Below are 13323 nucleotides of genomic sequence, written 5' to 3'. Positions count from 1 at the left end.
TCTTCAGGTTCGCCAGCAGTGATCGACCAATCCAATCACTGCATCGGAACAAGCGATTGGACGCACTTTTCCCTGCCCCGTAGCCTGAACCCACTTCAGCGCTTCGGGGATTTTCAGGATGCTGTGCCAAGTTGAACAACTCATCGAACCGGGCGACGCCAACGCCCCCGCGCCACAACCGGCGTCAGTGGCTTATCGCGAATACCTCGACGACGCGCCGTTGTCCCACGCGGCGCTGGCGGCGGAAATCGCCCTGGCCATCAGCTACAACGGCCTGAATCAGGCGGTGATGATGGTCTCGCCGGGCAACATCGAAGACTTCATTCGCGGCTTCAGCCTGAGCAATGCCATCGTCGACCGCCTCGACGATATCCACGACATCCGCCTGACCCATTTCGACCAGGCCTGCCAGGCCGACGTGCAGATTTCCAGCCGCGCGTTCTGGGCCCTGAAGGATCATCGCCGGCAGATGGCGGGCACCAGCGGTTGCGGCCTCTGCGGCGTGGAAGCCCTTGAGCAGGCGCTGCCGCAACTGGAGATCCTGACCCCGACACCGTTGCCACCGGCCGCGCATTTCAACGGCATCCGCCAGCGCATCGAACAGGCCCAGCAACTGGCCCGCAGCAGCGGCGCCCTGCACGCGGCGCTGTACTTCGACGCCGACGGCGAAGCGCTGTTGTGCCGCGAAGACATCGGCCGCCACAACGCCCTCGACAAGCTGATCGGCGCCTTGCAATTCGAAGGCCTCGATGCGCGTCAGGGCTTCGTCGTGGTCACCAGCCGTTGCAGCCTCGAACTGATCCACAAAGCCGTGCGCGCCCGCCTCGGCACCCTCGTGAGCCTGTCCGCCCCGACTGCGCTGACCGTGCGCTGGGCGCTCAAACACCGCTTGAACCTGATCCACGTCCCGCACCGCAACGCCCCGCGAATCTACAGCCCGATCCAGGAGCCCACCGCATGAGCAACACCCTCACCCACCTCGACGATCAGGGCCGCGCCAACATGGTCGACGTCAGCGACAAAGCCGCCACCCGCCGCGAAGCCACCGCGCAAGCCTGGGTGCAGATGCGCCCGGAAACCCTGCAAATGATCCAGTCCAACGGCCACCCCAAGGGCGATGTGTTCGCCGTGGCGCGGATCGCCGGGATTCAGGCGGCCAAGCGTACCCACGAGTTGATTCCGCTGTGTCATGCGCTGTTGCTCAGCTCTATCCACGTCGAGCTCAAGGCCTGTGAACCGGACCGCGTACAGATCACCAGCACCTGCCGCCTCACCGGCCAGACCGGCGTCGAACTCGAAGCCCTGACCGCCGCCAGCGTCGCCGCGCTGACGATCTACGACATGTGCAAAGCGGTGGACCGGGCGATGGTTATCGGCGACATCCGCCTGCTCAGCAAACAGGGCGGCCGCTCCGGCCACTTTCAATGGGAGAACCCGCAATGATTCTGATCAACTACTTCGCCAGCTACCGTGACCGGCTCAATCTGGGCGGTGAAAAAATTCCGGCCAGCGACACCCTCGCCTGTGTCGAGGACGTGCGGCAGATGCTGATGCAGCGCGGCGATGTCTGGCGTGAAGTGCTCGGCGCCGGCAACCTGATGTGCGCGGTGAATCAGGAACTGTGTCAGCCGGATCAGGCAATCGAGGATTTCGACGAGATTGCGTTTTTCCCGCCGGTCACGGGGGGTTGAAACATGGGTGTTCGAGTCCAGCGTAAAGGCTTCGATGCCGGTCAGTTGATTGCCGATCTGCATGCGCGCAATCCACGGGTGGGCGCGGTGGTGAATTTCATTGGTTATGTACGGGATCTGAACGTCGGGCAGTCGGTGACCGAGCTGTTTCTGGAGCATTATCCGGGCATGACCGAGAAGGCTCTGGAGCAGATCGCCGAACAGGCCCGGGAGCGCTGGCCGTTGCTGACGGTGGAGATTGTGCATCGGGTCGGCGCGCTGTCGGTGACCGAACCGATCGTGTTCGTTGGCGTCAGCAGCAAGCATCGGCATGCGGCGTTCGAGGCCTGTGCGTTCATCATGGATGTGCTGAAGACGCGTGCACCGTTCTGGAAACGTGAGACCACGCCGGAGGGTTCGCATTGGGTTGAGCCGCGGGAGAGTGATCAGGATGCGGCGTTTCGCTGGAGTCTGGCGCATGCCTGACCGGGTACTGTCGAATGCGACAAAAGCCTGATTAGATAGCGACTCTCGCCGATTCGAACGTGGAGCCGCACTTGAGCCAAACGCCAAAGGACTTGCCCCGCCCTCAACCCGTCAGCCTGCGCCAGGCCTGGCCCTTCTGGCTGAAACTTGGCTGCATCGGCTTCGGCGGCCCCGCCGGGCAGATCGCGATCATGCATCAGGAACTGGTGGAGCGTCGGCGCTGGATTTCCGAACGGCGCTTCCTGCATGCGCTCAACTACTGCATGTTGCTGCCCGGCCCGGAGGCCCAGCAACTGGCGACTTACATCGGCTGGCTGCTGCACCGAACCCGTGGCGGCATATTGGCCGGGGCGCTGTTTGTGATGCCCTCGTTGCTGATCCTGATCGCTCTTTCCTGGATTTATATTGCGCTTGGCGACGTGCCGGCGGTGGCCGGGGTGTTTTACGGGATCAAACCGGCGGTGACCGCGATTGTGCTGCACGCGGCCCATCGCATCGGCTCCCGAGCCTTGAAGAACAGCTGGCTGTGGGCAATTGCCGGGGCTGCGTTCGTGGCGATCTTTGCCTTCAACGTACCGTTCCCGCTGATCGTGCTCGGCGCGGCATTGATCGGCTATTTCGGCGGACGCTGGGCGCCGCAGCGGTTCAGCAACGGCGGCCATCGCGGCGGCGAAAAATCCTTCGGCCCGGCGCTGATCGATGACGACACACCGTCGCCCGAACATGCGCGGTTCAACCTGCCGAGGCTGCTGCGTCTGGCGCTGATCGGTGCGCTGCTGTGGTGCCTGCCGATGGCGTTGCTGACCGCGTTGTTCGGCTGGGACGGCACCTTCACGCAGATGGGCTGGTTCTTCACCAAAGCGGCGCTGCTGACGTTCGGCGGCGCCTACGCCGTGCTGCCCTACGTGTATCAGGGCGCGGTCGGGCATTACGGCTGGCTGACGCCAACGCAGATGATCGACGGCCTGGCCCTGGGCGAAACCACGCCGGGACCGCTGATCATGGTCGTGGCGTTTGTCGGGTTCGTCGGCGCTTACGTGCAACCGACGTTCGGCCCGGAACACGCGTTCGCCGCCGGAGCCTTGGCCGCGACGCTGGTGACCTGGTTCACTTTTCTGCCCTCGTTCCTGTTCATCCTCGCCGGCGGGCCGTTGGTGGAGTCGACGCACAATGAACTGAAGTTCACCGCGCCGCTGACCGCGATCACAGCGGCGGTGGTCGGGGTGATCCTCAATCTGGCGTGTTTCTTTGCCTGGCATGTGTTCTGGCCCAATGGATTCGCCGGGCAACCGGACATTTTCTCGATCCTGCTGGCCCTGGCTGCCGCCGTCGCCCTGTTCTTTTTCAGGCGCGGGGTAATCGAGGTGTTGATCGTTTGCGCCCTCGTCGGGCTGGGGTTTTACCTGCTGCGCTGAACCGGGGTGCACGCCAACGCCTGCGGAAACAGGCGTTTACTTATCCGGGGATTCCCCCTTACTATCCAGCCACACCGGCCTGGCGGGACACTCCCGCCGCCGACGTTTTCCGCCAACGGAAACACGCGTCATGAGCACGTCACTCCAACAATCAGAATCGTTGAACGTCTCTGCACTGTGCGCCCTCCTTCACAGGGGCCGCGCATGAATCGCATCGTCAATCTCCCCATGGCCCTGAGCCGTTCCAAGCTGCGTCACTCCGCACGCCCGCCGGATATCTGCCTGCCTGTCTGATCGCGCCGGTAAAAACCGCGACAGCTCCCCACTCTTTTTTCGATATCCCTGCCAGGACGCCCGCGCCTTTTGCCGAGCTGCGTCCGGCCCGAATCTGCGCGCCTGTGCGGCGCCACCGTGAGTGATTGATTATGAAATTCGCAGCCATTGAAGACGCCCGTCACTTTCTCGAGCAGAACCCCGACATCGACATGATCGAGCTGTTCATCCTCGACGCCAACGGCGTGCCGCGCGGCAAGCTGTTGCACCGCGAAGAACTGCTCGCCGTATACGAAAGCGGCCGGCCGCTGCCAAGTACCATCCTTGGCCTGACCGTGCATGGCGAAGACGTGGAGAACTCAGGCCTGGTGTGGGACGTCGGCGACATCGACTGCCGCGCCTACCCGCTGCAAGGCAGTCTGGTGCGCCTGCCGTGGCGGCAGATTCCGACTGCGGCGGTGCAGGTCAGCATGCACCCGGAACAAGGCATGCCAGCGAGCATCGCCGACCCGCGCCACCTGTTGATCAAGGTCATCGACCGCTTGAAAGCCGAGGGTTACCACCCGGTCATGGCCTGCGAGCTGGAGTTCTATCTGCTCGACGCCAAACGCGATCACAACGGTCGTCCGCAACCGGCGCTGGATGCCGACGGTGGACGACCGCGACACACGCAGGTCTACGGTTTGCGTGAGCTGGAGCAGATCGAACCGTTCCTTGCCGACCTCTACAGCGCCTGCAAACTGCACGGCATTCCGGCGCGCACGGCTATCTCGGAATACGCGCCGGGCCAGGTGGAAATCACCCTCGAACACGGCGATGCGCTGGAGGCGATGGACCAGGCCGTGCGCTACAAACGGCTGGTCAAAGCCGTGGCGCACAAGCACGGGATGCAGGCGACGTTCATGGCCAAGCCGTTCGATCACCTGGCCGGCACCGGCATGCACATGCACGTCAGTCTCGCCGATGCCGAGGGGCGCAATCTGTTTGCCTCCGAAGACCCGGCCGGCACCCCGCTGCTGCGCACGGCGATTGGCGGGATGCTCGCCTCCCTGCTCGATTCGCTGCTGCTGTTCTGCCCGAACGCCAACTCCTACCGCCGTTTCCAGGCCAACAGCTACGCACCGCTGGCACCGACCTGGGGCGTCGACAACCGTACAGTCAGCCTGCGCGTGCCCGGCGGCCCGGCCAACACCCGGCACATCGAACACCGCATCTGCGGCGCCGATGCCAACCCGTATCTGGCAGCGGCGGCGATCCTGGCGGGCATTCATCGCGGGATAAAAGAAGACATCGATCCGGGTGAACCGGTGGAAGGCAACGGTTACGCGCAGGCGAAAGAATTGCTGCCGACCGACTGGCTGACCTCGCTTACGGCGCTGGAAAATTCGGTGTGGGCGCGGGATGCGCTGGGGCAGGAATTTCTCGGGGTGTATCTGGCAGTGAAACGTGCGGAATACCGGCAGTTCATGGCCGAAGTGGGTGAGCAGGACTGGCGCTGGTACCTCACAGAGGCCTGATCTTTCACAACTCCCCCTGTGGGAGCGGGCTTGCCCGCGAAGGCGTCGTCACATCCAACACTTCAGGTGACTGACACATCGCTTTCGCGAGCAAGCCCGCTCCCACAGGGTCCGTGCACCGACTCCCGAATCTGGACACTGAAATGACTGAACGCAGCAATTCCTACTACACCGCGACCCTCAACCGCGACACCGACTACCCGACCCTGCAAGGCCGGCACCAGGTCGATGTGGTGATCATCGGCGGCGGTTTCACCGGCGTTGCCACGGCCGTGGAACTGGCCGAAAAAGGCCTGAAAGTCGCCATCGTCGAAAGCCACAAGATCGGCTGGGGCGCCACCGGGCGCAACGGTGGGCAGGTCACGGGCAGCCTGTCCGGCGACGGTGCGATGCGCAAACAGATGCGCAACACATTGGGCGATGAGGTCGACGATTTCATCTGGCACCTGCGCTGGCGTGGGCACGAAATCATCAAGCAACGGGTCGAGAAATATGCGATCGATTGCGACCTCAAGCACGGCCATTTGCATGCGGCATACAAGCCAAGCCATATGGCCGGTTTGCGCAGCGACTACGACGAAGCCGTGCGCCGAGGCATGGGCGATGAGGTCAGTCTGCTCGACCGCAGCCAGGTCCGTGATCTGCTGCAAAGCGATCTCTACCACGGCGCCATCAAGAATACCCGCAACATGCACCTGCACCCGCTCAACCTGTGCATCGGCGAGGCGCGAGCGGCGCAAAGCCTCGGCGCGCTGATCTTCGAAAACAGCGAAGTGCTGGAGATCATTCACGGCGACAGCCCTGCCGTGCGCACCGCCCACGGCCGGATCGACGCCAATCAGGTGCTGCTGGCCGGCGACGTTTACCACAAACTCGAACCGGGCCAGCTCAAGGGCAAGATTTTCCCGGCCATTGGCGGCATTGTCACCACCGAACCATTGGGCGATCTCGCCAAACAGATCAACCCTGAAGACCTCGCCGTTTACGACTGCCGCTTCGTGCTCGACTACTACCGCCTCACCGCCGACGGGCGCCTGCTGTTCGGCGGCGGCGCCAACTACAGCGGCAAGGACTCACGGGACATCGCCGGCGAACTGCGGCCGTGCATCGAACAGACCTTCCCGGCGCTCAAAGGGGTGAAGATCGACTACCAGTGGAGCTGCGCGATGGGCATCGTCATCAACCGCATTCCGCAACTGGGCAAGCTCTCGGACAACGTCTGGTATTGCCAGGGCTACTCCGGCCACGGCATTGCCACGACCCACATCATGGGCGAGATCATGAGCCGGGCGATCACCGGGCAGATGCAGCAGTTCGACACGTTTGCCGCGTGCTCGCACATTCGCGTGCCGATGGGGGATTTGCTGGGGAATCCGATGCTGGCGGCGGGCATGTGGTACTACCAGATGCTGGAAAAACTGCGCTGATCGAGCGGGCCCCATCGCCAGTGATGGGGCCTCTTTTTGCCGCAAAACCTCAGTCAAGCAACTGCTCCACCTCAATCCCCAACCGCCGATAATCCTCGACACTCCCCGACGCCACATGCCGTTCGGTGATCAGCGTGTGCAAGCGCTCGCACGGCGCCACCACAAACGGTTCCACCGCGCCGAGCTTGTCCGCCGTGGTCACGGCAATCACCCGCGCCGCGCAGTCGAGCAGCGCCTGCTTGACCGGCACTTCATCGAAATGCAGCGAGGTGATGCCTACCTCCGGATGAATCGCACAGACCCCGGTGATCGCCAGATCCGCTTTGATCCCCGACAGCAGCCGCAGTGCCTCATGACCGCCAGCGGACATGGTTTTCGGATTGAGCTGCCCACCCGCCAGAATCACCTTGATGCCCGAATATTCGGACAACGCAATCGCCGTCATCGGCGACGCCGTGACCGCCGTGAGGCTGATATCCCTGGGCAACGAGCGCGCCACTTGTAACGAGGTGGAACCGGAGTCGAACATCACCGTCTGCCCGTTTTGTACCTGCTGCGCCGCCAACTGCGCCAAGCGGATTTTCACCTCGTCGATTTCGTCCAGCCGGGTGAAGTAATCCTTGCCGGTGTCCTTCGGCCGCGGCAGCGCGCCGCCGTGCACTCGCTGCACCAGTCCGGCGTTGTCCAGCTCGGCGAGATCGCGGCGGATAGTGTCTTCAGACACCGCAAAGTGCTGGCTCAACTCGGACGCCATGACCTTGCCGTCACGTTCGAGGATCAGAAGGATTTTCTGCCGGCGCAGGGAGGGAAGCTCGGAAGCGGAATGATCGTGCATGGTTTTGCCTGTTTGTGCTTTTAATTGCAGGTTTTCGCGAGCTTAGCCAAGCAAACCGGCAAACACAACGCCGGTATCAATGGCTTCGATCATTGGAATCACAAAGCCGAATTTTTTCTTTCGACCCGCCCCCGGCAGAATGGCCCCACTTTCAAAAGGACCAGGATGAACACCCCATGAACCTCAATTTCGCTTTCGCCTGCATGGTCGTCGTGTCGTTTGCCATTGCCCTCGTGCACGCCTGATCAAGGACTCACCCTGCGCCGGGCTCAGACTTTTGCCATCAATGATTTCTCTAGACACCCGCAAAGCAAGAATCTAGCGTTGTCAGCTCCAGATGACTTGCAGAGATCAACATGCGCCAACCCGTTCGGAAACTGACGATAGACAATATCGACTCGATAACCGAGGCGTTTCATCACGACCTTGCCGTTATCGGCGAATCGATTGCGGGGAAGACCGGCATATCTTTGATGCTTGCGCTGAAGCGCGATCGCTTGGGCCACGGGCCCTACCCAGACGTGTCACTGTTCGAGGCGGCCAACCGAATCATGTCTGACCTGGTCATTCTTCATGGAATCGGCGCGCTGCTTAAAGAGAAATTTTTCCCTTTCGACGAGTACACCGTTGAGTTTGGAAACGAAAACCGCAACAGCTTTGACATACGCGCAGAATCGCCGAGCGGCACCCTCGCTGGTGAAGCATTTAATGCGGCTTCCTCATTCTTCGGCACCAAAAAACGTGCGGCATTAAAGAAACTGCGCAGCAAAGCTGTAGAGCAAAGCTACAAAGTCATCATGTTTAATGCTGAAGGACCTCGTAGCGGCGTCAAACCAGAGGTCGACGGCATCTACCAGATCGCCGTTGATGTCACCACGGGATCAATCAACATCACGCCCTGAACCCGAACGCCGCTAAACCGTGAATCAATCCTCCACCGGCTTTCACTCCGCCACCACCCGCGCCTTGCGCACGAACAACGCATGCACCTTGTCCCAGAAATTGCCGCCCAGCACGAAGAAGCTGCCGACGAACATCAAGTCGCCGAGCGCCTGCAACTGCCAGAGATTGGGCCGTACGCCCGGGAAGAAGTTGTCGAAATACGGTTCCAGGAAGGACGACAGCAGCGGCAGGCAGAACATCACCACGCCGATCTTGTGGCGCATCGGGCTGACTTCGGCCACCGGGGTCGGAATCACGCCGGAAATGTAGTGGCCGATCGTGCGCTTGAGTTCGGCGAACCCGGCCTTGCCCATGACCGCGATCACCAGCAGCAACAGCACTTTATTGCTGATGAACAGCACCCCGGTCAGCGCCGCGACTTTCGAGCCCGGCACGTCGAGGGCGGCGGCAATCGGCACCATCAGCCACGAACCGAGCATCAGGCAGATGATTGCCACGCCGACCTTGAAACGCCAACTGGCGCTGGAGGGGGCAAGCGGTTCTTGAGCAGTGTCCATGGCTTCCTACCTTTTTATTCGGGGCGGGGTTCGGTGGCGTTCGCCTGAAAAAGCGTAGCAGCTGATTGCTTCGAACAACCCGCAATCTGCGGTCTATGCTCCAGTGACATTTCCCGCTGGGGCCTCCCGGTATGCCTGCAACGCCAGCCCTGCTGATCCGTCCCGGCCACCTGCTGTTGCTCGGTGCGCTGAGCCTTGGCGGCTGCCTGCGGCTGGGCCCGGATTTCCAGCCACCGGCGCAGGACTGGAGCAAGCAGTGGCAAAGTCCGGCGCTCGAGCAGGCCAGCGAACGCGGCACCGTGCCGGATCTGCGCCAGTGGTGGCAGGTGTTTGCCGATCCGATCCTCGACCGTTTGATCAGCGACGCCGAAGCCCGCAACAGCAGCCTGAAAATCGCCGGCCTGCGGGTCCTCGAAGCCCGCGCGCAACTGGGCATCGCCGACAGCGGTCGCTACCCGCAGCTGCAACAGGCCAGCGCCGACAGCCTGTACATCGACCGCCGTCAGTCCGGCGGCAACAACCCGCAGGACTTGCACTTCTGGCAGCACAGCGCCGCATTCGATGTCGGTTGGGAACTGGATTTCTGGGGGCGCTTCAGCCGTGCCATCGAATCCGCCGACGCCAGCTACTTCGCCGCCCAGGCCAACTACGAAGACGCCCTCGTGCTGCTGCGCGCTCAAGTGGCCGATACCTACTTTGCCCTGCGCACCACCGAAGCCCGGCTGCGGGTCGCACGGGAAAATGCCGCCCAGCAAAAACGCAATTTCGAGATCACCGAAAAACTCTTTCGCAGCGGCCAGACCGCCGAACTCGACCTGCAACAGGCCAGAACCCAATACCTCGGCACCCTGAGCAGCATTCCGGCTTTCGAAGACCAGTTGCTGCGCACCCGCAATGCGCTGGCGGTGCTGGTCGGCCAGCCGCCCGGTGGCGCGGCGTTTCTGGCGGAGCAACCGGGGCTGATTCCGCTGGTGGATCGCGCCGTGTTGCAGGATGTCCCGGCCAACCTGCTGCTGCGCCGTCCCGATGTCCGCGCGGCAGAGCTGAACGTTGCCGCGCAATCGGCGCTGGTCGGCGTGGCCGAGACCGATCTGTATCCCTCGCTGACCCTGCTCGGCAGCATCGTCTGGTCCAGCGACACCCTCGGCGCCACCCCGCGCAGCCTCGATCTGATCGGCGGCCCGAGCCTGCGCTGGAACCTGTTCGATTACGGTCGTATTCACAACAACATTCGCGTGCAGGATGCGCGCTTGCAGCAACTGATCGAAGCCTATCGCGACAAGGTCCGCCAGGCTGCCCGCGAGGCCGACGACGCCGCCAGCGGCCTGACCAAAGCGCTGGAGCGCGAACGCATTCTCGGCGAGGCCGAAGGCGCGGCGCGGCGTTCGCTGGTGCTGGCCAATACCCAATATCGCGAAGGCTATTCGGACTTTCAACGGGTGCTCGACGCCCAGCGTGCGTTGCTGGAGCTACAGGACAACTATCTGGTCAGTCGCAGCAACGCCGTGAGCAACCTCATTGCTTTGTACCGCGCCGTCGGCGGCGGTTGGCAAAGCGCCGGGCCGCAGATTGATTCAGCGACCCGGCAGCAGATGCAGCAACGCACCGACTGGGGCGATCTGCTGAGCGCCCCGCCGCCCCAACCGACTTATCCGATTCCCTCGCAGGTAGACCGCCATGAGTGATGAAGCGCCGCCGGATCCGGCGAAAAAAGGCATCCGCTGGGTGCTGCTGGTGATTATGCTGAGCCTGGTCTGGTATCTGCTGGCCGACCGTTTTACGCCCTACACCCAACAGGCGCGGGTCGGCGCATTCGTGATCCCGGTGGCGGCGGAAGTCGCGGGCCGGGTGATCAAGGTCAACGTGCGCAACAATCAGGACGTGCAGGCCGGCGACATTCTTTTCGAACTCGATCCGCAGCCGCTGCAAATTGCTGTCGACCGGGCCCGCGCCGATCTGGAAAACACCCGGCGCACGGTCGGCGCCAGCACCGCGGGCATCGCTTCGGCACAGGCGTCGTTGCGGGCCGCGCAAGCCAATGAACTCAAAACGCGCCAGGACAATCGACGGCTGGAAGGCTTGTACAAAGAAGATCCGGGCACGGTTTCGGTTCGGCTGCTGGAAGTGTCCCGGGCCAATCACGAGGCCGCTGTCAGCCAGGTCGCCGCCGCTCGGGCCGAAGTACTGCGCGCCCAGGAGCAGGAAGGCGGCAACACCGACACCAACGCCAAACTGCTCAGCGCCGCCGCCACGCTGGCCAAGGCCGAACTGGATCTGGCCAACACCCGCATTCGTGCGCGTTCGGCGGGCCTGATCACCGACCTGCGTACCGATGTCGGCCAGTTCGCCGCTGCCGGCAGCCCGGTGATGACGCTGATCACGATCCAGGACGTGTGGGTCAGCGCCGACCTCACCGAAAACAATCTCGGCCGAATCAAGCCCGGCACGCCAGTATCGATCATCCTCGACGCCCTGCCCGGCGAAGTGCTCGATGGCCGGGTGCGCAGCGTCGGTTATGGCGTCAGCGTCGGCCAGACGCCGCCGCCCGGCACCCTGCCGACAATCCAGAACAGCCGCGACTGGCTGCGTCCGGCCCAGCGTTTTCCGGTGATCATCGAGTTCAGCGAAGAGGCGAAAAAGCGTCTGTTCGAGAGTCGTTCGATTCGCGCCGGCGGGCAGGCGGAAGTCATGGCGTTTCCCAGCGAAAGCAATCTGCTCAATCCACTCGGGCGGGTGTTTGTCTGGTTGATGAGCTGGCTGTCGTATGCCTATTGAACGCAGCGTCCCGGCGCAAAGGGCCTTGCGTCTGGCCTGCGGCACGGCGTTGTGCACCGCCGCCAGTTACGGGCTCGCCTTGCCACTGTCGTTTCTGTCGCCGGTGCTCGCGGTGTTGCTGCTGGCCAGCATGCCTCGACCGTTGCCAGTCAAAATGGCGCTGGTGCTGACATTGGTCGCCGCATTCACAACCAGTCTCGGGCTGTTGCTGGTGCCGTTGCTGCGTTATTACCCGGTGTGCGGCGTGCTGCTGATCGGTGTCGGACTGTTTCTGGTGTTCACCTACGGCTTGCGCGGCGGCAACGTGCTGGTCATGACGTTCCTGGTGATCGGCATGACCATGATCTCCGCCGCCGGTTTTGCCTCATTCGAACTGGCGATGGCGGTGATCAGCGCGCTGGTCAAAGGCTTGTTGCTGGCCGTCGTCATCGTCGGCCTGAGCCACATCCTGTTCCCGGAACCGGCCAACAGCCCCGCGCCACCACCCGCTCCCGCCCTGCCCGCCGAAGACGTGCCTCGCGTAGCGATGCGCGCAACATTGATCGTGCTGCCGACCTTCCTGCTGGTGCTGATCGACCCGGCCAGCTACCTGCCGATCATCCTCAAAGCCGTCAGCCTCGGCCAGCAGAGCACCACGACTCGCACCCACCATGCCGGGCGCGAACTGCTCGGCTCAACCTTGCTCGGCGGACTGCTGGCGGTGCTGTTCTGGTGCGCGTTGAGCCTGTTCGTGCACTTGTGGATGTTCTTTCTGTGGATGCTGCTGTTCGGGCTGTTCGTGGCGCGCAAACTCTATCGGTTGCACCCGACGCAACTCACCCCGGGGTTCTGGCTCAACACCCTGATCACCATGATCATCCTGCTCGGTCAGTCCGTTGAGGACAGCGCGGCGGGCAAGGACGTCTACACCGCCTTCGCGGTGCGCATGGGGTTGTTCATTCTGGTGACGCTCTACAGCGGTGTGATGATGCACCTGCTCGTCGCGCATCGGGAAAGCCGTCAGGGCGTGACCTGATAACCCCGCCCTTGCAGGCAACCGGTGTAGGCGCTTGAACTGGCTGAAGCATCGGTCCGCCGCTGCTCACGCCGATCCTGCCGCTGCCGCGCACCACCGACCACCGCACCGGCGGCAGCCGTCTCTTTGGCTCGGTTCTGGCGATAATCCTGCTTGCGGTCATCGTCCACGGCTTCATAGAACTCGTCGTGCTGACGCCCGCGCACTTCAGCGGCAGTAGCGCCGGCAGCGGCACCCACGGCAGCGCCCTTCAACCGACCGCCGGCCTGGGGTGTCGACGTGGTTGAGGTGGACGCGATGGAATGGCAATCGTTGATGTCGATCTGGGTTTGCTGGGAAGTCTGACCCTTGAGCGGGACGACGGATTCAGCACTGGCCTGTGTGGCGCACAGGCACGCTGCGATGAAGAGTGAGAAGCGGAACATGATGACCTCCGACGCGGCGGGGTTT

At 62.9% G+C, this 13323-nt stretch carries 14 protein-coding genes; 11 read left to right on the top strand and 3 right to left on the bottom strand.

Going from position 1 to position 13323, the window contains the following annotated elements:
- Positions 1 to 118: 118 nt before the first annotated feature.
- The 7 genes from fdhD to ACTJK9_RS16740 all read left to right on the top strand — a co-directional run bounded on the left by fdhD (position 119) and on the right by ACTJK9_RS16740 (position 6788).
- Positions 119 to 961 (top strand): formate dehydrogenase accessory sulfurtransferase FdhD, encoded by an 843-nt coding sequence (fdhD, locus tag ACTJK9_RS16770; protein ID WP_440814940.1) that lies wholly within the window; start codon positions 119 to 121, stop codon positions 959 to 961.
- Positions 958 to 1443, top strand: a complete 486-nt coding sequence (gene moaC, locus ACTJK9_RS16765) for a cyclic pyranopterin monophosphate synthase MoaC (RefSeq protein ID WP_039770876.1) — start codon at positions 958 to 960, stop codon at positions 1441 to 1443. The genes fdhD and moaC overlap by 4 nt, the downstream gene beginning before the upstream one ends.
- Positions 1440 to 1691: a MoaD/ThiS family protein gene (locus ACTJK9_RS16760; protein WP_007957033.1), complete on the top strand. Its 252-nt coding sequence runs from the start codon at positions 1440 to 1442 to the stop codon at positions 1689 to 1691. The genes moaC and ACTJK9_RS16760 overlap by 4 nt, the downstream gene beginning before the upstream one ends.
- Before the next feature lie 3 nt (positions 1692 to 1694).
- Positions 1695 to 2156, top strand: coding sequence for a molybdopterin synthase catalytic subunit MoaE (gene moaE, locus ACTJK9_RS16755; RefSeq protein WP_085613038.1), 462 nt, complete (start codon positions 1695 to 1697; stop codon positions 2154 to 2156).
- Positions 2157 to 2227: 71 nt separating this feature from the next.
- A complete protein-coding gene (chrA, locus tag ACTJK9_RS16750; RefSeq protein WP_440814937.1) occupies positions 2228 to 3571 on the top strand; it encodes a chromate efflux transporter in 1344 nt (447 codons plus the stop codon).
- A 425-nt stretch (positions 3572 to 3996) separates the two neighbouring features.
- The gene (locus ACTJK9_RS16745) at positions 3997 to 5361 is read left to right on the top strand and encodes a glutamine synthetase family protein (protein ID WP_085613036.1); all 1365 of its coding nucleotides are present in this window, start codon (positions 3997 to 3999) and stop codon (positions 5359 to 5361) included.
- A gap of 143 nt (positions 5362 to 5504) precedes the next feature.
- Entirely contained in the window at positions 5505 to 6788 is a 1284-nt protein-coding gene (locus ACTJK9_RS16740) for an NAD(P)/FAD-dependent oxidoreductase (RefSeq protein WP_440814935.1), read from the top strand.
- A 49-nt stretch (positions 6789 to 6837) separates the two neighbouring features.
- Here the strand turns inward: ACTJK9_RS16740 and ACTJK9_RS16735 are convergent, their stop codons facing one another.
- Complete coding sequence (locus ACTJK9_RS16735) at positions 6838 to 7623, bottom strand: DeoR/GlpR family DNA-binding transcription regulator (RefSeq protein WP_440814933.1); 786 nt, start codon at positions 7621 to 7623, stop codon at positions 6838 to 6840.
- Positions 7624 to 7979: 356 nt separating this feature from the next.
- On the opposite strand from ACTJK9_RS16735, the gene ACTJK9_RS16730 reads away from it, so the two are divergent.
- Positions 7980 to 8525 (top strand): hypothetical protein, encoded by a 546-nt coding sequence (locus ACTJK9_RS16730; protein ID WP_440814931.1) that lies wholly within the window; start codon positions 7980 to 7982, stop codon positions 8523 to 8525.
- A 42-nt stretch (positions 8526 to 8567) separates the two neighbouring features.
- Here the strand turns inward: ACTJK9_RS16730 and ACTJK9_RS16725 are convergent, their stop codons facing one another.
- Positions 8568 to 9083 carry a transporter suffix domain-containing protein gene (locus ACTJK9_RS16725; RefSeq protein WP_440814929.1) on the bottom strand — a complete coding sequence of 172 codons (516 nt, stop codon included), beginning with the start codon at positions 9081 to 9083 and terminating at the stop codon, positions 8568 to 8570.
- A gap of 131 nt (positions 9084 to 9214) precedes the next feature.
- On the opposite strand from ACTJK9_RS16725, the gene ACTJK9_RS16720 reads away from it, so the two are divergent.
- Genes ACTJK9_RS16720 through ACTJK9_RS16710 form a run of 3 tightly spaced genes read left to right on the top strand, consistent with a single transcriptional unit; the run spans position 9215 to position 12873 of the window.
- On the top strand, positions 9215 to 10768 hold the full coding sequence (locus tag ACTJK9_RS16720) for an efflux transporter outer membrane subunit (protein WP_440814927.1): 1554 nt from the start codon (positions 9215 to 9217) through the stop codon (positions 10766 to 10768).
- Positions 10761 to 11858, top strand: a complete 1098-nt coding sequence (locus ACTJK9_RS16715; protein WP_440814925.1) for an HlyD family secretion protein — start codon at positions 10761 to 10763, stop codon at positions 11856 to 11858. The genes ACTJK9_RS16720 and ACTJK9_RS16715 overlap by 8 nt, the downstream gene beginning before the upstream one ends.
- Positions 11848 to 12873: a DUF2955 domain-containing protein gene (locus ACTJK9_RS16710; RefSeq protein ID WP_440814923.1), complete on the top strand. Its 1026-nt coding sequence runs from the start codon at positions 11848 to 11850 to the stop codon at positions 12871 to 12873. Before ACTJK9_RS16715 ends, ACTJK9_RS16710 begins: the two co-directional genes overlap by 11 nt.
- On the opposite strand, the gene ACTJK9_RS16705 is transcribed toward ACTJK9_RS16710, so the two are convergent.
- The gene (locus tag ACTJK9_RS16705) at positions 12858 to 13298 is read right to left on the bottom strand and encodes a YMGG-like glycine zipper-containing protein (protein ID WP_064595416.1); all 441 of its coding nucleotides are present in this window, start codon (positions 13296 to 13298) and stop codon (positions 12858 to 12860) included. The two genes, ACTJK9_RS16710 and ACTJK9_RS16705, sit on opposite strands and share 16 nt — an antisense overlap.
- Between the last annotated feature and the right edge of the window lie 25 nt (positions 13299 to 13323).

The organism is Pseudomonas sp. 22082, assembly GCF_052046055.1.
GTDB lineage: Bacteria > Pseudomonadota > Gammaproteobacteria > Pseudomonadales > Pseudomonadaceae > Aquipseudomonas > Aquipseudomonas pharyngis.
This window is presented reverse-complemented; position numbering and strand designations above follow the sequence as displayed.